The organism is Achromobacter sp. B7 (genome assembly GCF_003600685.1).
GTDB lineage: Bacteria > Pseudomonadota > Gammaproteobacteria > Burkholderiales > Burkholderiaceae_B > Achromobacter > Achromobacter spanius_B.
Genome location: NZ_CP032084.1, coordinates 2,469,767 through 2,491,900, shown reverse-complemented (window position 1 = coordinate 2,491,900; position 22,134 = coordinate 2,469,767). Strand labels below are relative to the sequence as shown.

General features: G+C 56.8%; 19 protein-coding genes. 13 read left to right on the top strand and 6 right to left on the bottom strand.

The annotated features are described in order from the left end of the window. Positions 1–834 precede the first annotated feature (834 nt). From DVB37_RS11220 to DVB37_RS11205, 4 genes are all read right to left on the bottom strand, one after another. Positions 835–3,702, bottom strand: coding sequence for a toll/interleukin-1 receptor domain-containing protein (locus DVB37_RS11220; RefSeq protein ID WP_162941196.1), 2,868 nt, complete (start codon positions 3,700–3,702; stop codon positions 835–837). 299 nt (positions 3,703–4,001) lie between these two features. After that, entirely contained in the window at positions 4,002–4,655 is a 654-nt protein-coding gene (locus DVB37_RS11215) for a hypothetical protein (protein ID WP_162941195.1), read from the bottom strand. A 411-nt stretch (positions 4,656–5,066) separates the two neighbouring features. Further along, positions 5,067–5,855, bottom strand: a complete 789-nt coding sequence (locus DVB37_RS11210; RefSeq protein WP_120155124.1) for an IclR family transcriptional regulator — start codon at positions 5,853–5,855, stop codon at positions 5,067–5,069. After that, entirely contained in the window at positions 5,852–6,484 is a 633-nt protein-coding gene (locus DVB37_RS11205; RefSeq protein ID WP_120155121.1) for a flavin reductase family protein, read from the bottom strand. Before DVB37_RS11205 ends, DVB37_RS11210 begins: the two co-directional genes overlap by 4 nt. Positions 6,485–6,732: 248 nt before the next feature. Between DVB37_RS11205 and DVB37_RS11200 the strand changes: the two genes are divergently transcribed. The 11 genes from DVB37_RS11200 to DVB37_RS11145 all read left to right on the top strand — a co-directional run bounded on the left by DVB37_RS11200 (position 6,733) and on the right by DVB37_RS11145 (position 18,786). Continuing rightward, complete coding sequence (locus DVB37_RS11200; RefSeq protein WP_120155119.1) at positions 6,733–7,701, top strand: tripartite tricarboxylate transporter substrate binding protein; 969 nt, start codon at positions 6,733–6,735, stop codon at positions 7,699–7,701. Positions 7,702–7,837: 136 nt separating this feature from the next. After that, a complete protein-coding gene (locus DVB37_RS11195) occupies positions 7,838–8,218 on the top strand; it encodes a RidA family protein (RefSeq protein WP_120155117.1) in 381 nt (126 codons plus the stop codon). A gap of 42 nt (positions 8,219–8,260) precedes the next feature. Then, positions 8,261–9,208 (top strand): amidohydrolase, encoded by a 948-nt coding sequence (locus DVB37_RS11190; RefSeq protein ID WP_371683131.1) that lies wholly within the window; start codon positions 8,261–8,263, stop codon positions 9,206–9,208. Beyond that, positions 9,205–10,074, top strand: coding sequence for a fumarylacetoacetate hydrolase family protein (locus tag DVB37_RS11185; RefSeq protein WP_120155115.1), 870 nt, complete (start codon positions 9,205–9,207; stop codon positions 10,072–10,074). Before DVB37_RS11190 ends, DVB37_RS11185 begins: the two co-directional genes overlap by 4 nt. A 13-nt stretch (positions 10,075–10,087) precedes the next feature. Continuing rightward, complete coding sequence (gene hpaH / locus DVB37_RS11180; protein WP_120155113.1) at positions 10,088–10,870, top strand: 2-oxo-hept-4-ene-1,7-dioate hydratase; 783 nt, start codon at positions 10,088–10,090, stop codon at positions 10,868–10,870. A gap of 10 nt (positions 10,871–10,880) precedes the next feature. After that, complete coding sequence (locus DVB37_RS11175; RefSeq protein ID WP_120155110.1) at positions 10,881–11,648, top strand: aldolase/citrate lyase family protein; 768 nt, start codon at positions 10,881–10,883, stop codon at positions 11,646–11,648. 499 nt (positions 11,649–12,147) lie between these two features. Next, the gene (locus DVB37_RS11165; RefSeq protein WP_162941194.1) at positions 12,148–15,255 is read left to right on the top strand and encodes a T6SS effector BTH_I2691 family protein; all 3,108 of its coding nucleotides are present in this window, start codon (positions 12,148–12,150) and stop codon (positions 15,253–15,255) included. A 204-nt stretch (positions 15,256–15,459) separates the two neighbouring features. Beyond that, complete coding sequence (locus DVB37_RS11160; protein WP_240434087.1) at positions 15,460–16,113, top strand: DUF6708 domain-containing protein; 654 nt, start codon at positions 15,460–15,462, stop codon at positions 16,111–16,113. A gap of 374 nt (positions 16,114–16,487) precedes the next feature. Next, the gene (locus DVB37_RS11155; RefSeq protein WP_240434086.1) at positions 16,488–16,979 is read left to right on the top strand and encodes a DUF6708 domain-containing protein; all 492 of its coding nucleotides are present in this window, start codon (positions 16,488–16,490) and stop codon (positions 16,977–16,979) included. A 304-nt stretch (positions 16,980–17,283) separates the two neighbouring features. Next, complete coding sequence (locus DVB37_RS11150; RefSeq protein WP_240434085.1) at positions 17,284–17,937, top strand: DUF6708 domain-containing protein; 654 nt, start codon at positions 17,284–17,286, stop codon at positions 17,935–17,937. A 276-nt stretch (positions 17,938–18,213) separates the two neighbouring features. Next, the gene (locus DVB37_RS11145) at positions 18,214–18,786 is read left to right on the top strand and encodes an isochorismatase family cysteine hydrolase (RefSeq protein ID WP_120155104.1); all 573 of its coding nucleotides are present in this window, start codon (positions 18,214–18,216) and stop codon (positions 18,784–18,786) included. Positions 18,787–18,846: 60 nt separating this feature from the next. On the opposite strand, the gene DVB37_RS28645 is transcribed toward DVB37_RS11145, so the two are convergent. Together DVB37_RS28645 and DVB37_RS11135 are read right to left on the bottom strand one after the other, a co-directional pair. Continuing rightward, positions 18,847–19,092, bottom strand: coding sequence for a hypothetical protein (locus DVB37_RS28645; RefSeq protein WP_223265025.1), 246 nt, complete (start codon positions 19,090–19,092; stop codon positions 18,847–18,849). Positions 19,093–19,334: 242 nt separating this feature from the next. Further along, a complete protein-coding gene (locus DVB37_RS11135) occupies positions 19,335–20,135 on the bottom strand; it encodes a hypothetical protein (protein ID WP_120155102.1) in 801 nt (266 codons plus the stop codon). 137 nt (positions 20,136–20,272) lie between these two features. Between DVB37_RS11135 and DVB37_RS11130 the strand changes: the two genes are divergently transcribed. After that, positions 20,273–20,695 carry a hypothetical protein gene (locus DVB37_RS11130; protein WP_120157449.1) on the top strand — a complete coding sequence of 141 codons (423 nt, stop codon included), beginning with the start codon at positions 20,273–20,275 and terminating at the stop codon, positions 20,693–20,695. A gap of 459 nt (positions 20,696–21,154) precedes the next feature. After that, complete coding sequence (locus DVB37_RS11125; RefSeq protein ID WP_162941193.1) at positions 21,155–22,096, top strand: hypothetical protein; 942 nt, start codon at positions 21,155–21,157, stop codon at positions 22,094–22,096. Positions 22,097–22,134: the final 38 nt, after the last annotated feature.

Sequence of the window (22,134 nt, the reverse complement as noted above, 5' to 3'; positions counted from 1 at the left end):
TTTTTTGCATTGAAGACCAAGCAAGGTACCGGCTCAGGGGGCCGCTATCGTCCCCGGATTCAGTTTTCCTAGCCCGGTATTCGAATGTTCGCATAAATATCCCCCGGATATTTCCAGAAGGAAAGGCAAGTCCGCTCTCATCGAATCTAGCGTGATCGTGAGTATTAGCGAAAAGCTCCTCAATGAGAGTGCTGAGGTACTCTAACTTCTCGTCCGAAATACCACGCAGGGCTAAGGGCTCGAATGACTCAATCATCTGCCGCGTCAGCGTCTGAAAATCATCCGACTTGCGCAGCGTCGCAGCCTCTCGTTGGCTATAAAGAGGAAGCAGAAATTCGTTTGCGGCGCCCTGAAAACAACATAGATGTGCGCCTCTACTCCCGTTAGTGTCGCGAAATCTCGATGACTGCATCGCCATAAGAGTCGGAATAAGGTACTTACGAAGTGCGGGTGACGACGCAGAGAAATCTAATGCTCCGACTGCGCTTGCCGCAAAGTACAAGGCCGCACAACCGTGCGGCTCTAATGCTAGTTTCGTTAGTACTGTACTAGAAGGCGTTCCTACAATCTTCAGTTGGCGTGTAGAGCTATGTCGGGACCATTTCGCGAGACACTGTATTAGCATTCCGCTCATTGCGAACCGTCCGCCGTCCAGAAATCGAGATGGCACAGAAAATTCATTCGCGATCGCGCCAGGTATCGACTCAACCACCTCGAGCAGATGTGTGTAATTTAAATCACGCGGAATGGATATCATTCGACCCTCGGTAAAGAACGCACTCTGCAATCTAGAAGCACATGGCCGCACGAGGAGGCCTGCCCTCTTAACTTCGTCTACGCGGAGATGAAAAGCAAGAACTTCTTCATTTTCGCATCTTTATATCCATCATTTATGAACTTTCTAACACTCGACTTGAAGCCATCCCCAATCGCATAGAACGTATCCACCTCCTTCTCCGCGCTAATGGTTAGGTAACCAGCAGCCAGAAGCTTCTGAAACGCCCTCGCCTTTAGACCCAAGATTCTGTTCGAAAACCGAATATGAACTTTATTATTATCCCTAAATCCACTATTCCTATAGAAACTAGAGAGAAATTGGATGGCTTCGTCCACCAACATCCTATCGCTAATATCCGAGGCCTGGCTCAGCATAGCCAGTGATTCCGCCAAATCTCCAATACTGCACGTAGCTTGATCTATCTTACCCTTCAAGAGGTTTGAATTTCGATAGACATCGTTGTGACAACCTATAAACTCGGTGTATATAAAACTTGAGGAATCAAAATCGGAGGCCAAAAATTTTGGATAATTCTTAAACCTGCTATTGATTACATTAGTATTTGAAAAATCAAAAGCTGGCAAATCACCCTTGATGTACAACCCCTCGATAGCTCCTTCTTTCGACTTATAAATAGATTTTACATCTTGAGTAAAAGTTTCCTTTGTCGAATTTTTAATTAAAAAAATCAACAGAAGGATATTCTCTATAGCCCCAATATAGACACCCCTATCAATTGGAGACAACTGACCTTTCAATACAAATTTGTAATTTTCAATCAACTTCTCGGCCGTCTCAGAAAACTCCGGCCTCCTTGTTTTAAAGAACTTAACTATATCCCTGATCTCTGTAGATTCAATACTGGGACGCGCCAGACTTCGGGCAAAACTGGCTCCAAACTCGATATCAGTTAAACCCTGAAGCAATTTAATTGAATTTAGGTATGAATGCAAAAAATCATACTTGAACTTTGCATCCCTGTCTCCCGCCTTTATTAAAGGATGCTTCTTAATCAAATCTGCCAATCCCTTCCCATTATCGCCATAAAACCCATCGACGGCTTCTTGAACCTTTGAAAATTCCCAGCACTCCCCGTGCTCCTGGTTTAAGAAAGCGAACAGTTCCACATAGTCCGACGGCTCAATATTAAACCCATGGCGAACCTTCTCTCTTTCAAATATGGAATAAATAATGTGGTCAGTTATTTCATTTAAGGATGGATACGGCGTCAAGGAAAGATTCAACTCGAACCCGGGCGAATCGCCACTTTCCTCTAAACTTTCCTCAAAAATATTGGCGATTACGTCCACAAAAAATGGAACAATTCTGTTTTCGGACTGAAAAAGACTGGAATTCACCTTTCTCATTATTTTCGAGCAAATATCCTCCATATCCCCAAACGCTGCAAACCTCCTTCTCAGATATTTTGTGCAATTTTTTTCCTTAAAACCGAGAAGCTCATAACTCTTAAAGCCCAATCTATCGAGATCATTTCTCTTGATTAGAGTCGTATCGCGTGTCGTCAACAGTACTCGCCCGTACCCCAATTCCGTATGGTGCGAAGATATAGAGTCAAGAAATGAACGAAGGTTAAAACTCTCTTTGAATATTGAAGTCAGCTCATCCAAGCCATCAATAATAATTGCAATATTTCCGCTAACAATGGAAAGATCAAAAGTTTTTTTGTCGAATAAGTTTGTGTGCTTTAAGTGCTTAGCCTGCAATACATAGACATCATAAATATCTACAATCTCGGGAGGCATTGCGTTAGTGGACTCTACATACTTCCGAATATCTTCTGAACGAATCAGTATTGTTAGGACGTTATTGCTGTGCTGGGTTATAAGGGCTTTGGCCAGAGATAGTGATAGGGACGTTTTACCAATTCCCCCACCTCCTATCACCAGCTGTGGCGAACAACCCGTTTCGTTCATAAGCTCCGTCAATAGATGATCGACGGCCGACTCGTACACGTTTTCGTCCGATTTCAGCTCCTGAGTCGTATAGAAATCGATAGCATCTGGAGGCTGCACTGATTTAAAGCTCTCGTCTATACAATAGCTCCACACATATTCATCATAAGTCAACTCAGTAAGATTTAATTTTCGCTGAGCGAGCGCAGAACTCTTCTCCGCCAAAAGTTTATCTATCGAAACTGTATTTTTTCTCTTTTCTTTTGGTCGGAGAATGGTAAGGTTGGAGATGTTTATATCTCTCTGCACAATGAGTTCTGCGGCCCTGCCCAACGTCTGAGAGATATTGACATTATTGTGCAATGCCAAAATATGTACCGTTGTTGGAGTTTTAGTTTCCCAAAGCTCGAATTTTATTCGATTGGAGGAAGAGAAATCGGTCCCTTCCTGTTCTGTGATTAGACATTTTCTATTTCTGGCACCTATTCCGATAATGTCTGCTGCTTTCGTCAGCTGATAAACTTTTAGGTCACTCGCAGTTGCTTGCTTTGCAGGACGTTTGTATTTCGGCTTTTCCTTCAACTTACTGATCAACGTCGAGATGCTATGAGGAAAGGCGCAGTCATCGGTGAAGTCAACATAAAAATGGCCCGCTAAGTATGTAGGTGTACTATCCTTTTCTCTCAACACCACAATACTATTAGTTCGCTTGGTTTCCAGCAGACTTGCCCAATGCCTTGCACTATTTAGATAAGTTTCTATTCCCACCCCCCCCTCTCGACCATTTGCCTTCTTAAAATAATTTTCTGTCGCCACTACAATTGTAAAGTCAGCTTGCGCAACAGACTCCTCCATAAATAGATTCTTATCAATAAACGAATCCAAGTCATATCCATCCCAGACTACGTGGAAATCGTGCAATCGCTCAAGCTCTTCAGCCAGTTTCGAGACCCACTGTTGGTGCTCATCCGAATCCCAGCTATAAGATATAAAAACTTTTTTTTGTTCCATATACAATCCAATTTATTTCAAATTTCGTATTATCCGAAGCTAAATTCCGGCTCGACGCCATTAAGAAGATAAGAACTTATGAGTTACGAGTTTTTTTATTTGCATCTGCCGTAATGCGAATCAAAACCTCTTCTAAAAACCTTCTAGCTTAAGTTTTTTAATATAAATTAAAGAGAGTTCCTAACTTGGGCCGATAGAATTGGGAGATTCGTTGGCGCACTCAATTTAGATTCGGGTCCCGCACAGAAAGGCAAGGCAGTCAGCTTATCGACTCAAGGGATATTCTGCCCTGAGAACTTTTAAAGTTTCAAAACCTCCCGAGCCAGCACCTCCGTGCAAGCCTCTCCCGCCTTCGCCAAATATCCCTTCAACATCCCAGCCCCGTTCTCCAGCAACTGATCCTTCGTCGGCGGGTTCTTGTCATCCCCCTGCACCCCTGCGCAGGCCGATTCGGCCACGACAGTCTTCGTCGCCGCATCAATCAGCCGCAACCTTGCCGTATAGCTGACCCGGTAATGCGCCCAATCCGTCGGGTAGTAATTGAACATCCACGTCAGCGTCTTCACGTCCAAAACATAATCGCCGCCTGGACTGGCGGCGACTACCGTTGCGACATCATCTTTAGCGGCCACGCCAGATGCATTCACAGCCGTCGTGTTCTTCAAGCTGGCTAGCTTGCTTTGCAGTCCGGCAGAGATCGCAATCGCTGGATCTTCGATGCCGTTTTCTTTCACGATGGTATTGCCCTCCGTGACCATGGCGGCAGCGCCAAGCATCGCGAATGCAGCCTTGCCAGCGGTAAAGGCAGTGAAGTCGGGCTGGCCGTAGCGGGAGGAAACGATGGATTTTCCTTCCAGCTTGCTCAGGGAATCTTGGGAGATCGGTGCGTGCTTGACGGTCGTGCAAGCGCCGAGGGAGAGGACAACTGCTGCTGCGATAGTGATACGGAACATCAACATCTCGTTCTAAGGTTGCAGGATAGAAACTCTCTATCTCGGAAAGCGCTTATGCGCGCGTTCCTCCGAGTCCCGACCGATGATGCGGATTGTGCTGTCCCGTGCTTGGGCTGCTCTTGCGGTGTGATGCCCGCCGACCTTGCCAAAGCTGATGCACAAGCAAACCGCAAATGACAACTTGGCTTAACGAATCGATGCTGATCGCGTTACCCTGAAGCAAGACTTCAGGGGCCAAGGTCGGCCAAAGATTCTAAATGTTACCTTAGTTACTAACTTTGATCTACGGCAGATCTAAGGCTCCATGCAGGCGGCCATACATAAGCAGATATCGATCTGATGCTTGCGCTCGCTCTTTTCTTAATGTGAATGTCCCGACGCGAGGGCCTCAATACCCTCCAAGCTTTCCTCTCATTTCCCCTCCACCCGCCCCCACCTCCCCGCAATCCCCCCCGCCGCCGCCTTCATCCTCTCCACCACCATCCCAAACCTCTCCACCCCCAACCTCTCCGCCATCGCCGTCACCGTAATCGCCCCCAGCGCCACCCCTCCCTCCGTCAACACCGGCACCGCCACCGCGCTAGTCCCCGGCATCAGCCCGGCCGCCGCATGCGCAATCCCCTCCCTTCTCGCCACTTCAACCCGCGCAATCACATCCTCCACCCGCTCCCCCATTACCTCCAGCCTGGCCGCATTCCCCCGCACCAACTCCACGCTCTCCTCCCTTCCCAAACTCGCCAACAACGCCACCCCCGACACTCCCACGCCCAACGGCCGTCTAACCCCCACCTCAATCGACAGCACCTGTATCGGATGCCTGCCCGTCCGCCGCCCAATACATATCGAATCGTGCCCATGTCGAATACTCAAAAACACCGTATCCCCCACCTGATCGGCCAGCTCGCTCATATACGGGTCCGCCAGCGTCAGCAGCGGAAAGCGCCGCGTCCTGGCAAGCCCCAGCAAACTGATCTCTTGCCCGATCAAATACCGTCGCGTTTCTGCATCCTGTTCAACCGCGCCCTCTTGCACCAGCGTCTTCAGCAGGCGATGCACGGTGGGCCGATTCAAGCCGGACATGCGTTCCAGATCCACCAGCCTTACCCCCCGCTCTTGTCCGCACGCAATTAGCCGCAGCAGCGCCAAGGCTCTGCGTACGGTCTGCGCGCCGGATGCGCTTTTATCTTCTGATTCGCTCACGTGGCCTCCGGTTTGATAATGGATTTGGGCGTCTGCTGAATACCGCGCTTGGTGACGATGGGGCCTAGCGATGCGTAGTTGGGGCCGCCGATGCGGCAGATGGGGCGTAGTAATGCCGAATCGATCTTGCCGTCTTGCAGCAGGCCATCGCGTATATGGAACATCACCACTTCGCCCACGAAGAACTCCGCGCCGGTGTCGCCAAACGGGGTGACGCTATGAAAGCGGCATTCCAGGCTGATGGGCGCGGCGGCAAGTCTGGGCGTTGCGATAACGGCGCCGGGAAGTACGCTTAAACCCAGCACGTCGACTTCGCTGACTTCGGGCGGGTGTTCTTGGGCGCTGTCGTGCAGGGGATCAAGCAAGGTTTCGTCGGCGACGTTGACGACGAAGTGGCGGTTGGCCAGGATGTTCTCGGCGGTGTCTTTGCGTTTGCCGGCTTTGCGGCCGATGTTGACGCCGATCATGGGGGGTTTGTTTGAGACGAAGGTGTAGCAGCTGAACGGCGCCAGGTTGACGCCGCCGTGGGCGTTGACGCTGCTGATCCAGGCGATGGGCCGGGGCACGACGATGCCGCTCATCAGGCGGTAGGTTTGCTCGGGGTTCAGGTCGCTGGCGGGAAAGTGCATGGTGGGTCTGGCTCCGTAGTCCGGATATTGAACATTCAACAATGAATAAAACCGCGTGCGCAATAGGCGCCCAGGGTAATTCTGCGGCGAAACGCGGTCATGCCAAAAGCTGTCCGCAATACAACCTGCCAAAAGAGTCCAACATCCGGAACTTTTCTTGAAATTCGGATTGTTCAGCGGCGCGGGAATTTCTAGAGTGTCGTCAAACACAACAAACAAAACGTGATGACACGACCAGGAGACAAACCATGCATCGCAATGCGCTTCGCGCCTGCGCCACGGTGGCGCTGACCGTTCTGACTTCCATGGCGCACGCCGCGTGGCCCGAGAAACCCGTGAAGATCGTGGTGCCCTATCCGCCGGGCGGCAATGTGGATGTGGCGGCGCGGCTGATTGCGCCGGGTTTGCAGGCGGCGTTTGGGCAGCCGTTTATTGTCGAGAACAAGCCGGGTGCGGGCGGGATGATTGCCGGTGAGCAGGTGGCGCGGTCCGAGCCCGATGGCTACACCTTGTTCATGGCGGCGAACGGGCCGCTGCTGTTCTCGCCGCTGATTTTCAAGCGGGATGCGTACAAGTGGGATCGGGACTTTGCGCCGATCAGTTCGGTGTCGTACACGCCGCTGGTGTTGCAGGTGAAGCCGAGCTTGCCGGCGAAGACGCTGGCTGAGTTGCTGGCGCTGGCGAAGAAGGAGCCGGGCAAGCTGAACATGGCGTCTCCGGGTGCGGGGACCACGAATCATCTGGTCAGCGAGCTGTTGCAGTCGTTGACGGGCGCGCGTTGGACGACGGCGCAGTACAAGGGCAACGCGCCGGCCACGACCGATCTGTTGGGCGGGCAGGTGGATTTCAACTTTGATCAGATTTCGGTGGCGCTGCCGTATGTGAAGGAAGGCCGCTTGCGCGCCTTGGCGGTGACGACGGCCAAGCGCGTGCCGTCGATGCCGGACGTGCCGACGTTTGCGGAAGCGGGTGTGCAGGGCATGGAGGCGGCCACGTTTACCGGGCTGCTTGCGCCGAAGGGCACGCCGCCGGATGTGCAGAAGCGCTTGAGCGAGGCGCTGACCAAGATTCTGGCGCAGCCGACGATCATTCAGCGTTTTGATGAGCTGGGCGCCGAGGCGCGCGGCAGCTCGCCCGAGGAATTCACGCGCTATCTGGCAGCGGAAGACGCGCGCTGGACGCCGATCATCAAGCGTGCGGGCATCACGGCGAACTAAGGGCAGACCACCGCCGCCGGACCGCAGCCTGGCCTGACCCGCCAGCAGCCACGCCCAGAAAACCGAACGCATCGCGGCCTTGCCTGGTCATGGCCGCGATGCCGCCCCACCCTCTTCTTTCCAAACGGAACCCGCCATGAGCAGACGCAGCATTTACGCCGAAGGCTTCAGCCACAAGAACCCCATTCCGGCCGCGTGCCGGATTGGGCCCATGCTGTATTCGGGCAGCATCCAAGGCACCGACCCCGCCACGGGCGCGTACGGCGCGACGTTGGAGCGCCAGTGCGAACTGATGTTCGACCACGTGCGGCGCATTGTGGAAGCGGGCGGCGGCTCGCTGGATCACATCGCGAAGATGACGGTGTGGATGCGCGACCGCAGCCAGCGCGCGGCGCTGAATGCGGTGTGGCTGCAAGCGTTTCCGGATGCGGAGAACCGCCCGGCGCGGCACACGATGCAGGCGGATCTGGATGGCGACAAGCTGATCGAATGCGATTTTGTGGCCGTGATCGGGTAAGGGAGACAGACGATGACTCAAAGCCAAATGACTCAGGGCCAAATGAATCAAAGCCAAAGTTCGCAGAATCAAGCCGTGCAGAATTCAGCATCGAAGCATCAAGCCCCGCAATATTCCCCCTCGCAGTACCAACCCTTTAATCCCCGCCCCACTGCGCCCGCTACCCGGCTACCGCCTAAGGCCTGCGATAGCCAGTTTCACGTATTCGGCTCCGCAGACCGTTACCCGGTTCGCCCCGGCGCGGCGTACGAGATGCCCAGCGCCACCATCGAGACCGCGCTGGGCCTGCACCGCCTGCTGGGCATCGAGCGCGGCGTGATCGTGCAGGCCACCACCTACGGGGCGGATCACCAGGTGGTGCTGGACGGCCTGGCCGCCGCCGGCCCGTCGTATCGCGGTTGCGCGAATGCGGTGGTGCTGGCCGAGCGTGACGACGCCTACATTCAGAAGCTGCACGATGCGGGCGTGCGCGGGGCGCGTTTTACGCGGCAGGGCTTGGGCATCAGCATGGCGCCCGCCGTGTTTGACCGCGCCATTGCGCGCATTCGTGAACTGGGTTGGTACGCCAAGTTCCAGCCAGAGCCCGACGGCATGATGGCGCAGGCGGCGCAGTTTGAACGGTTGGATATTCCGGTGCTGCTGGATCACATGGGGCGCGCCGATCCCACTGCGGGCGCGGCGGACCCGACTCGGCAGTTGCTGGAATCGTTGCTACCTCGCGGCAACTTCTGGGTGATGTTGTCGTTGACGGAAAAGATCTCACGCAGCGGTCCCCCTTGGGACGATGTGACGCCGCTTGCGCAAGCGCTGATCGCCGCCAACCCCGACCGCGTGATGTGGGGCAGCGACTGGCCACATCCCGTCTCCACCAAGCCCACGCCCGACGAGGGCCAGTTGGTGGACCAGTTGGCGCGTTATGCGGGCGACGCCGCGACGCTTAAGAAAATCCTGGTGGACAACCCCGCTCGCTTGTTTGGATTCGACGAATGAAACTGCTGACTTATACGCATGAAGGCCGCACGCACTTTGGTGCGTTGCGCGGCCAGGACCAGATCGTGGCCTTGGATCAACATGGCCATGGTTATGACAGCCTGCGCGCTGCGCTGGAAGCCGATGCCCTGCCCGCGCTGGCCGAATTGGCGGACTCGCTTCCCGCCACGCACAAGCTGAACGAAGTGCGGCTGTTGCCGCCGATTCCTTCGCCAGAAAAAATCATCTGCGTCGGCGTGAACTACGGCAAGCGCAACGAAGAATATAAAGACGGCAGCGCGCCGCCCGCCTACCCCAGCGTGTTCCCGCGCTTTCCGGGTTCGTTCGTGGGCCATGGCGAACCCTTGCTTCGCCCCCCGGAATCCGAGCAACTGGATTACGAAGGCGAGATCGCCATCATCATCGGCAAGGCCGGCCGCCGCATTGCCGCCGAAGACGCCTGGAGCCACGTCGCGGGCCTGACCTGCCTGAACGAAGGCACGGTGCGCGACTGGATCAAGCACGGCAAGTTCAACGTAACGCAGGGCAAGAACTTTGACGCGAGCGGGTCCATGGGGCCGTGGATAGTAACGGCCGACGAGTTCGATCCCACCGCGCCGTTGACGGTGACCACGCGCGTGAACGGCGAACTGCGCCAGCAAGACGCCACCGACAACCTGATGTTTCCATTCGCGGAACTGATCCGCTACATCTCCATCTGGACCACGCTGCAACCCGGCGATGTGATCTCGACCGGCACACCGATTGGCGCGGGCGTGCGCTTCACGCCGCCGCGCTTTTTGAAGCCGGGCGATGTGGTTGAAGTCGAAGTGGCCGGCATCGGCGTGTTGTCCAACCCCGTGGCCGACGAAGTCGCCGCGCACTGATCAGGAGCCTTCCATGCTTAACGACGAAGACCGCGCCCGCGCCGCCAGCCTGCTGCTTGAAGCCGAGCGCAGCGGCGTGCCCACCACGCAGCTTGACAAGGCGTTCCCCGGTATTGAGATTGCCGATGCGTATGCCATCCAGCAACGCAATATCGACCAGAAGATTGCCGACGGCGCCAAGCTGCGCGGCCACAAGATCGGCCTGACGTCCAAGGCGATGCAAAGCACCGTCGGTATCGACGAGCCGGACTACGGCCATTTGCTGGACACGATGTTCTTTCAAGATGGGCAGACCATTCCCACCGACAAGCTGATCGTGCCGCGCGTGGAAGTCGAGCTGGCTTTCGTGCTGGGCAAGCCCTTGCGAGGCCCGGATGTGAGCCTGTTCGACGTGCTGGATGCTACGGATTACGTGGTGCCGGCGCTGGAACTGATCGACGGCCGCAGTAAATACCCGCGCCGCATTGTGGACAACATTGCTGATAACGCCGCGTGCGCCGGCATCGTGCTGGGCGGCCGGCCGGTGCGGCCGATGGATATTGATCTGCGCTGGGTCGGCGCCCTACTGCTGAAAAATGGCGTGATCGAAGAATCGGGTGTGTCGGCGGCGGTGCTGGGGCATCCGGCGTTGGGTATTGCGTGGTTGGCGAACAAGCTTGCGCAGCACGACGCCGGGCTGGAAGCCGGGCACATCGTGCTGGCGGGGTCCTTCACACGCACCGTTGCGGTCAAACGCGGCGATACGCTGCATGCGGACTACGGCAAGCTGGGCAGCATCTCGGTGCACTTCTCATAAGGCGGCGCGCATGGAACTCCCCATCAATACGTTTAAACGCGCGCTGCGTGAACAGCGTCATCAAACCGGGCTGTGGGTCACGCTTGGGAATGCGAACAGTACCGAACTGGTCGCGGCCAGCGGCTTTGATTGGCTGCTGCTGGATACCGAGCACACGCCCGTGGTGCTGCCGACGGTAATGGCGCAGTTGCAGGCGGCTGGCGCGTATAAGAGCCATCCGGTGGTGCGCCCGTCTTGGAATGACAAGGTGCAGATCAAACAGTATCTGGATATCGGCGCGCAGACCTTGTTGCTGCCGTATATGCAGAACGCGGACGAGGCGCAAAGCGCGGTGGCGGGTATGCGTTATGCGCCGCGCGGCGTGCGGGGCGTTAGCGGCACGATGCGCGCAACGCGGTATGGGCGTGTGGCGGACTATATGCGCCGTTGCGAAGAGGAATTGTGTTTGCTAGTGCAGGCCGAGACGGGCGAAGCGCTGGAGAACCTAGACGCCATCATTGCAGTGGATGGCGTCGATGGGGTGTTTATCGGCCCCGCGGATCTGGCTGCCAGCTTGGGATATCCCGGCGAGCCGCAGCATCCGAAGGTGGTGGCCGAAGTGGAACGCGCCATTCGGCGGGTACGCGCGGCAGGCAAGGCGCCGGGCGTGTTGACGGGCGATGAGGCGCTGGCGCGGCGCTATATCGAGGCAGGGAGTTTGTTTACGGCGGTCGGCGTGGACGCGGCGATCTTGGTGCGGCATTGCGATGCGTTGGCGGAACGGTTCGCGGGTATCTAAGGCGGGTGTTTATCGGCACGGCGATCTTGTCTGCCTCGTTCTGGGCGGAGCAAACCCGCTGGGCCACATTTGGCCCGATCAAGCCAAATTTGACCCGCTATAACTCATTGATAAAGCACTGCTAATTTTTAAACGGGCCAGATATGGCCCGTTTTGCGTTGGAAATTCCGGCAATTCCGGGTGATTGGCGCAACGCAGCGCGGGCGGCGTCGCGAAAATAGCCCATAAGTCATTGATAGCGTTGACGGTTTTACTTTTCTCTGTCGGCATGGCACGGATATTGCATTAGTCCTCACAGCACTTCGTTTTGAAAGCGCCGGGTCGATTCATTTACGACGCTGGGCGCTACTGAATGGCGTGACGTGCTTTACACGCCGAATTGATCTCGGAGTTGATGATGAGTTCGCATGCAAGCTCTTTCGCCCACCAGGCTCGGCTGGCGGTGTTGGAAACGATGGCGGTGCCAGCAGGTACTTGCCGCGCTTGCGAGCGCAGCGGAATGCCGATCTTGTTGCTGCGCGATGCGCCATTGCCGCCAAGATCCTCGCCGTCTCGGACATCTTCGTCGCCGTCGTCCCCCTTCGATCCCGAACAAGACCGCGTACGCATCGATATGCAGCCGGGCAACTATCGCCTACTGCGCGAAGGGTTTGTGTATGTGCTGCTGGATCAGGAAATCTGGCACGCGTACCAAGTCACCGCCGACGGGCACATGCGCCAATATGACCCGTACCGAATACCGGAGGGCACTCCCCGCCCCTTGTCCAAGGCTTGCACGGGTGTAGGGCACGACGTGCGCGCTTCGTTCATACACGTCGACACCAAGGCCTACAAGGAAGCGTGGATCGCGTTCTCGCAAGATCGGTGGCCTGAGCCGGTGTTGGATGCCTACAAGGCGCAGACGGCGCCATCCGCGCGGTTCTTGAAAGTGGATCTGACGACGTTGCGAGAAACGCCCCAAACGGTATTGCACGGGTTGAAATTCGCCGATGGGTTTCTGACCGATCGCGTGTGGGAATACCGTTACGACGGCGAGGATTTCGGCAGCCGGCATGCGGTGCGTACACGTACCCCCAGGTTTGTGCCGATAAATGATTACGTCGACGACATCGCAAAGACGCAAGGCCTGCCGCAAGGTGTGCCGGTATTGGCGTTGCCCGATCCGGTGGGCGCGGTGTTGGAATTCAATCAACAACGCCATTTGCTGATTAACGACCGGCTCGCATGGGCGGGCAATGCCGAACGGCAGTATCTGCTGTTTACATCGGCGGCGCTGGTGCAGATCAGAGAGTTGGAGAAGACCTGGGCACACACCCAAGCGGTACAGGAAGTCGAAAAACAGACCGAATACCGCCGACAACATAATGACCATCCGGTGCTGGGCACGCGTTCCCACTTGCCGCCGGTGGATGTCCCACGCGAAACGGAGATCGCAGCCAGGCGCATCACGGCTGAGTATCACGAACGCCTGGAACAACGCTACAGCGAGCCGCGTCGCAAGCAGTTTCAGGACATGCACGATAAGGAATGGCAGCGCAGGCAAGGACTGATAGATACGATGGCGGCCCGCTATGTCGCATGGCTGCAATCCCTGGCCTGGCTGCGCATCGCGCGATACGACTACTCGGCTACCGATCCGCACTCGGCAGCGGCGTACACCAAGATGGTGGCGGCCTGCCTGGACGGCGGCCCCAGCGAAGCGCCCCCCGTTGATGGCGCCGATCTTGGTCCCACGCAGCAGCTGTGGAAGGCCTTGCTGGAAAACCCCGACAGCATTCTGTACCAGGCGCTACTAGCCAAGAACGCACGCCTGCTTGAAGGCCTGCGTCCCACTTTTACGGAAGGCTTCAAGGCCAATGATTCCGGCAAGCTGTATGCCGCAATCAAAGACGTGATGGCCTCGCAAGAAGGCGAGATGTACCTACGCAGCAGCGTGAAAGACGCGGTGGGCCAACTGCAAGGCGCGATGATCAACGCGATGTTGACGATGGACGCACGGGGGCAAGAACAGCTTTTACCCGTGGCCGCCACCGTGCATCAAGCCGCCCTGCTGCTATGCGAGCGCGTCCAAATGCTGCGCGTTCAGATCGAACTGACGCTGGGCGAGTATCAGGAATTACTCACCCAACAGATGCGCCAGGAATACGACAAGGCCGCAAAGGAAACCGGCAAGAAGGCTCGCGCGCTGATATTCAGCGGCATGCTGACCCTGCCGGGTCCGGCACAGAACCACATATTCAAAGCCACGTTCTGGGTGGCGGATACCGCTGAAGGACTGAAAAATAAGCTAACTGCAATGTCCAACGCCACGGCGGAGACCCTGGAAGGCGGTTGGCGCAGCGTGGTGGTGGGCATTGGCGGCCTGGAACCGAAGGCACATGCAATAGCCGGGCAACTACGGACCACTGCTGCGGATGCAAAGCTACGGGCGCATACCGCCTTTGTTGGAATACGCGGGATGGCGAACTTGGATTTGGCGTTGTCCATGGGCGCGTTGTTCTTTCAGCAAGATGGGCTGGCAAGAAGCCTGCAAGACCTGGAGCGCGTGATGGGAGACAAATACCCAGAAGCCATGGCGGGCGTGGCGGCAAGCGCAGTGGGGGTGGTGGGCGTCAGCATTGAAGCGACGGGGTTGGGAATAAGAAGCGTGGCCCGGGCGATGGAGAAAGCCGCTGTCGCTGAAGTACGCGCGGTGAATGCGTTGACGCTGGGCAAAGGGATGATTCGCTTTGGCGGCGTGACAAGTGCTCTGTCGGGTGTGGTTGAGGGGGTGCAGTTAGGACTGGCGTCTTGGCGCGCGCATGCGTCGGGAGATGCATCGGCAAGCAAACTCTTCTTTCGTGCGGCAGCTATCTCTATTGCGGCTGGCCTACTTGGGGGAACTGCCGCATCCCTTGGTGCGACTTCGCTTCTTGGACCTCTAGGTTTAGCAATTGCGCTCGGTATGGTGGCCTATGCCATATCGGTGGAAGCTAAAAAAAACCAGTCGAATTCAATCGAACAATGGGTGCGCCGCTGCTATTTTGGGAACCATGATGAAACGCCTTCGATTTGGTGGAACACGGCTAGAACGCTGTACAGCATCCCCCCATACTCAAGCGAAAGTGTAGAGATTGAGAAAACCAGTGCGGCCATTGCAGACAAAGAAATCGCAATCGGAGCTCTGAATGCTGCCCTATTGGGCGTGGTGACGGATTTCGAATTTTCTTTTGCGCCGCGACTATCGATTGCCCCCGCGATAGGCGCTGGCATGCAATGGGGGACTGTCCTCTCATACTCCGTCGAACTCCCCAGCTGGATTCCCGGACGGTCGGGCTATGCCATGTACCTGGCGGTGAAGCGCCATTCACCTGAGCAAATCGTAATCGCCGAACAGCAGAATTCCGCGGCTATCGCGGCAACAACTGCTATCCCAAGGCGTCCGGGCTATCAACTCGACGACGGCTCAATACGCCGACCCACAAGTGCCGATCCAAGAATCGCAGATTCGCTATTGTTGGACATCGGTGAGACGGAGATCGAATACGCGACATTGAAAATCAAATACTGGCCAGATATCGCTGACCCGGAAGCCTATGCGGAACTCACCGCTGTCGCCATTCGTTAGTACACACAGAAAGGATCGAGTGGCTTGCACAATCGCGAACCCTTTTTCCGAGAGAGGCCAGAATTGACATCGCAGCAAAGAAGCCCTAATCACAGCACTCCTGCTCTGGACAAGCCATATCGCGGGTGGGTGCGGGATCTGCAATTGCCGGATGATTCAGCAGCGTCGCCCAAGCGGAACACTCCGATACCGGTCGTTAACTCAATGAACGGAATCTACCTCGAATTGAGCCGGCGCAATACCATGCGTGGACTTTTGCTTTTCCTGGCCATCTTCCCATTCATCTGGATGTTCTTCGCGATACCCCTTCTGCTGATAAGAAAACCGGATCTGTCATATTTTCTTATGGATATCCCCTGTTTTCTAATGGCGCTTTGGATAACGGCATTGACTGTTCGCATAGACATATCCACGCCGAGCGACGAGCCGATTCGGTTTAATCGCCTTCGTCGAAATGTTTACGTAAATAGCTTCCACCATATTTGGTGGAAACCTTGGTCGCGATGGCACGTCACCACAAAGGTCTACCCCTGGCAGCATCTGCGCGCCGAAGTCTGGAGCCAACGCGGCGCCACCGGGCAAGGCGGCTTGATCTTCACGTGGGGTGTATCCATCGCCGTCGTCAAACCCGGCACGAACCAAGTCATTGATCGCTTTCCGTTAAGCGTCGGGCAAGACGAGGGCAGCTCGTGGGATTACGTCCGTGCCTACATGCAGCACGGACCCGACGCATTGCCTCCCGTCGACACGTTCAACGATCCGGACGAAGTGCCGCCCTACAACCTTGCGCTGCGTCTTGCGCCTAAAGTCAGGTGGCCGGCTCAAATGGATGCGGAGTCGCGTAGTGGACCAGGGTAGAAAGCAAAAAGGGCCTTTATCGAGCCGTCAACGCGCAGATCCGACAATTTGTTCCCAAAGATACACTCGACCCAGGCCGCACCCAAGTGACTAGAAAATTCCCAGCTTTGAATCAAACGTGCGCAGGATGGCAGCGCGACTTGCCGCAGCCCGCTGAAGAATTTACCTCTGAAGTTCGATCTCATTCTCAGCCAGTCATTAACGCGTTGGATGGAGCTTTCCTGGAGATATCTCGTCGCTCTACGAAGATGCGCGGCCTGATGCTTTTCATATCGGGTTTTGGCTTTTTTTTACTGGCGGATTCTGTACCCCGCCTACATGCTTGGTGGACCGTTGGGAGTGGCAGTCCCGTCACGCCGATAGGGACGTTTCTCGTGGATGTGATCCTTATATTCTTCTGCGTTCGCATTGACACTGCTATTCCCCGTGACGAACCCATCCGCTTCAATCGCTTGCGCCGCAAGGTCTACGTCTACAGCTTCCACTACATATTGTGGAACCCCTTCGCCCGCTGGTACGTCACAACCCGCGCCTACAACTGGGACGATCTTCGCGCCGAAGCCTGGCGCCAACGCGGCGCCACCGCGCAAGGCGGTTTGATCTTCACGTGGGGCGTATCCATCGCCGTCGTCAAACCCGGCACGAACCAGGTCATTGATCGCTTCCCCCTAAGCGTGGGCCAGGATGAGGGCAGCTCGTGGGATTACGTTCGTGCCTACATGCAGCACGGGCCCGACGCATTGCCTCCCGTGGAGACGTTCAACGATCCGGACGAAGTGCCGCCCTACAACCTTGCGCTGCGTCTTGCGCCTAAAGTCAGGTGGCCGGCTCAAATGGATGCGGAGTCGCGTAGTGGATCTAGCTAGAACGATGAAAATCCCGATATCAATGCCCGCGCCCGTCGCGGCGCCCAAATTCGCCTTGATCGTAGCGGTCCAGTCACAGAATTAACGCGACGTTTGTTCGTAATCGCAGAGAGGATCAACTGGCTTGCACAATCGCGAACCCTTTTTCCGAGAGAGGCCAGAATTGACATCGCAGCAAAGAAGCCCTAATCACAGCACTCCTGCTCTGGACAAGCCATATCGCGGGCGGGTGCGGGATCTGCAATTGCCGGATGATTCAGCAGCGTCGCCCAAGCGGAACACTCCGATACCGGTCGTTAACTCAATGAACGGAATCTACCTCGAATTGAGCCGGCGCAATACCATGCGTGGACTTTTGCTTTTCCTGGCCATCTTCCCATTCATCTGGATGTTCTTCGCGATACCCTTTCTGCTGATAAGAAAACCGGATCTGTCATATTTTCTTATGGATATCCCCTGTTTTCTAATGGCGCTTTGGATAACGGCATTGACTGTTCGCATAGACATATCCACACCGAGCGACGAGCCGATTCGGTTTAATCGCCTTCGTCGAAATGTCTACGTAAATAGCTTCCACCATATTTGGTGGAAACCTTGGTCGCGATGGCACGTCACCACAAAGGTCTACCCCTGGCAGCATCTGCGCGCCGAAGTCTGGCGCCAACGCGGCGCCACCGCGCAAGGCGGTCTGATCTTCACGTGGGGCGTATCCATCGCCATCGTCAAACCCGGCACGAACCAGGTCATTGATCGCTTCCCCCTAAGCGTGGGCCAGGATGAGGGTAGCTCCTGGGATTACGTCCGTGCCTACATGCAGCACGGACCCGACGCATTGCCTCCCGTCGAGACGTTCAACGATCCAGACCAAGTGCCGCCCTACAACCTTGCGCTGCGTCTTGCGCCTAAAGTCCGGTGGCCGGCGCAAATCGACGCGGAGTCGCGTAGTGCGCCTAGATAGAAAGATGGAAACCTTGATACCGGGTTCCGCGCCAGTGACCGCGCCGAAATTCGCACCTAGCTTGGCGTCCAAGTCAACTCACTTGCACAACCGCTAAAGCTGTCTGAATAACGCGGTCCGACACTTTTTTAGCTGGACATTTGTAAACTGTCTAGCTGCCTTGTTTCCGTCGCCTCGTGCTAAAAAATACAGTCCCGTCCGGAACCTGATATCGATGACGCCACTACCGAAGCGGTATGCCGCGGTGAAACTGCCCGCCTTGTGGAGCCCCCGCCCATGAGCATCCTAGACACCCTCGTGCCCGCCCGCAGCGCGTTGTTGGTCATGCATTATCAGACCGACATCATCAACCTGTTCCCTTCTGTCGCGCCCACCTTGCTAGCGAATACGCGCGCGCTTTGCGACGCGGCACGGCGGCAAGGGATCAAAATCTATTTCGGCCAGATTCGGTTCAGTCCGGGCTATCCCGAAGTCAGTCCGCTAAACAAGAACGGGCGAGGCATCAAGCAACTTGGCCTTTTCACCGGCGACCAGATTTCCCCTGAATTGGGCCGGCAGCCCGACGAGCCGATCATCATCGCGCATCGCGCCAGCGTGTTTTTTGGTACGGACCTTGAATTGCGGCTATCGGCACAAGGCATCGATACGCTGCTGATGGTGGGCATTGCGTCCACTGGCGTGATGCTGTCGTCGATTGCGCATGCCAGCGACGCAGACTACCGATTGTTTACCGTCAAAGACTGCTGCTACGACCCGGATTCGATTGTGCACGAGCACCTGTTTTCCACCGCGTTCGCGTCGCGCACCACCGTGCTGTCGCTGGTTGACGTGTTGGCGTTGCTGACGTAGCGCGCAGGCCCGCGAACGGCGGCACCCCATGGACGCCGCGCGACGACATTGCGGTGTAAATCACTTGGCCGGCGCAAATATCACTTTGACCGGGTTGTCCGCCTTATACGAAGCGGAACGCGGCCCGGACTTTGGATCAAATCCGGGATGCCATGCCCGAAGCTCCGCCTCCGACAACCATTCCAGTTGCAGTTGATCGTCGGGCGCATACGACTGGAACTGCGCCAACGCATTCACCGCAGACTGGCAGTTTTCTGATACGCCGGACTTCAGGACCGAGACCTGGGTTTGCGAAGTCGATGACATGGCGCCGGGCTCAGCGCATTTGCGAACTTCTACGTGGTATTGGCCCTGCGGCGAAGGCAGATCCACAATGATTTTGTTTGGACCGCATCCCGCCAAGAGCGCGGTCGATAAAGCGAAGAGTGCAGAACTTTTTATCATTAAGCTACCTTGAACTTTTCAATGGATTCAGACGGCAAATAACACTTCTGGAAATGCTGCCTGACACCTTTATCACAAGATGGGTGATGCCACCCTGCCCGCCCTCACAAATGCCGGTGGCTCCACACCATTGCCTGGCCCGTAAGATCACCGATCAACTCTGCGATGCCATGCGCGTCTTCTTCGGCCAGCCCTTCCATGCGTACCATCCGAAAACCCATTGCCAAGCTGTAGCGCCAGTCGAGCTCCAGAATTCGATAATCGATGCCGTTTTGTTCGCAATGCCATTTCGCGGCCGGGTCCTTGTACGCTGCGCCGATAAAATCCACGTGCGAATCAAACGGCGGCATGGCTCCCAGCGGTTGATTCGATCCGGGCAGGCAGGGCTCCGACAGGTTTTCACCGACGGCAACGCTCGGATTCGGGCCATCAAACGCCAGCAGCATCAGCGGGAAATTTCGTGGGTCCTGGTCATGGGCGGCGCGGGTGTCGGCGCCTAGGTACGGACGCGCGGCCGGGCCCAGGCAGTATTGCGGGCTGTGCCAGTCGCTGCTTTCGTAGTCTTCGAAAAGCGGATCGGGGGTAATGCCGTGTTGCGCCAACAGGGCCAGTGTTTCTTCCAAGGTGTCGTCGTACCGAATTGGCAGGTCGGCGGGCAGATAGCCGGCCTGTATGTAGCGCGCCACCAGTGCGCCGGTTGACCAAACGCCTTCCGGATTTTGATAAGAGCCTTCGTTCAAGCCGGCCAGCCCGAATACCAGGTTGGAAATGGCGCGATACGGCATTTGCTTGCCTCGCGGTTCCAGCACATAACCGCCTTTCAGCAGTTGCGCTTGCAGCGCGCGCCAATCCGGCGGTGGCAAATGAAAGTCGCGCGGGCAAATGAATTGGTGGTGTTCAGACATTGATCGGTGCGCTTATTAGCTAGGGACTAAGGATGACGTTGCAGCGTATGCCAGGTCTCGCGGGCCACAGCCAGCCGCAAAAGTCTAAATGAAAATCCAGGATGAACGGCGCGCGTGATCGGCATAAACTTGCCACCATGCCTACATCGTCAGACCTCTTTGCCCCGCCCAAAAAGCAGCTTGCTGCGCGCCAGAATTCGCTGCTGTGGGTGCTAGAGCCGCTGGGGCGCGACGCCAATTATCAACGACGGAAGATGTTTGGCTGCGATGCCGCGTATCTGGATGGCGCGCTGTATTTGGTGGTGGCCGACCGTGATGAGCCTTGGAATGGCGTCATGGTATGCACTTCGCGCGAGCGTCATGCGGCGCTGTGCGAAGAGATGCCGAGCCTGTTGCCGCACCCCGTGCTGGGCAAGTGGCTGTATCTACCGCAGTCGAATGATGCGTTTGAGGCGCTGGCCTCACATCTGGCGGCGCTGTCACTGGCGCGCGACCCGCGTTTGGGGGTGGTGCCCAAACCGCGCAAGTCACGCCGGAAATCATGGCGGTCGGACGAATAGGCGGCGCGGTAGGCGCACGGGCGCTGGAACTGTCCTGACCGGGGATGCGCGCCGGGCCAGTCTTGCCCGGCAGCCGGGCCCCGCGCGTTTGGGCTTAAGCGATACCTGTCGGGCCATATTTGGCTCGATCGAGCCAAATATGGCCCGCCGTAAGTCGTTGATAAGGCGGCGCTTAGTTTTTATCGGGCCAAAACTGGCTCGGTTCTCGTTAAAAACCCCGTCAATTTCAAATCGCAGGCATTGCACCACGCTGACTGCCACACACGATACGTTCGTAAGCTATTGATAGCGTTGAGGCTTTTGTGCCGGCGCCGCGCATGGCATGGATATTGCATTAGCCCTGGCAGCACTTCTTTTTGAAAGGCGCCCTGCCCTAGTGGCCGCGCCGCGCAACCAGGACAACGCTATGCCTACGCACGCACTTTGCCGCTGTCCGGCTTCTTGCCGGATGCCGCCACGATGACATCGTTTGCGGCTTTGCTTGCCCGGTCCCGAAACGCCGACCAGGGCTTTTATCTGTTGATCGATCCCCAGGCTGATCGCGCCGACGATAGCCCCTTGCATCCCGACAAGCTGCTGGCGCGGTTTGCAGCGGAGGCTATCGCGCCCGTTTTGCGTGCGGACCTGGCACACGACACGTCCGCCTGTCCCAAGCTGATCACGTTGGCTGAAGCGGGCCAGCGGTTCGATCGGGACGTGCTGCGCCTGACGGTCAACACCGCGCTGGCCGAGCCCATCGGCGGCAAGCGCATGGTGTGCGGTTGGCTGAACAGCCCTTCGCCTTTGGCTGTATTGGCCGAGGACCTGGCGCAGCGCTGCCTGGTGCCCGATCAGGATGCGCAGCGCGTCATACCCCTATTCGAACCGTTGCGGCTGGAGTTGTTGGCCGTCAGTTTGCGCGAGCGCATGGGCTCGTGGTTGAACCCCATCACGCAGTGGATCGTGCCGAACAGCGCGGGCCGCTTGTTGCAGCTGCGCAGCCACAACAACACGCCGACGCCGATTTTCGACACGGCGGACATGAACGCGCAGCACCTGGCGCCGCTGGTGGGCAACGTGTTGACCGCGTGGAAGCGGCTGGCCGATCAGCCGATGCCAGCCGACGCGCGCGCGCTGGCGCCCTTAATGCAGGACAAGCCCGGCCCCGCCACGCACGCGGCTGCCAAGGTCTTGTCGCATCTACGGCGCACCCATGCGCTGGGGCTGCGCAACGCCTCGGACCGCGTGACCTTTGCCTTGAAGCATCTGATGGTGCACCCGCATCTGGAAACGCACCCACGTATTCAGCAGTGCATTCAAGAGGCGGTGGCCGGCAAGGCTCGGCTACTGGATTCTTTTGCGGCGCTGGATACTGCGGAATGGCGCGACGTGCTTTACACCCTGAACAGAGTGCGGAGTTAACGATGAGTTCAAATGCCGATTCTTTCGCCTATCAGGCG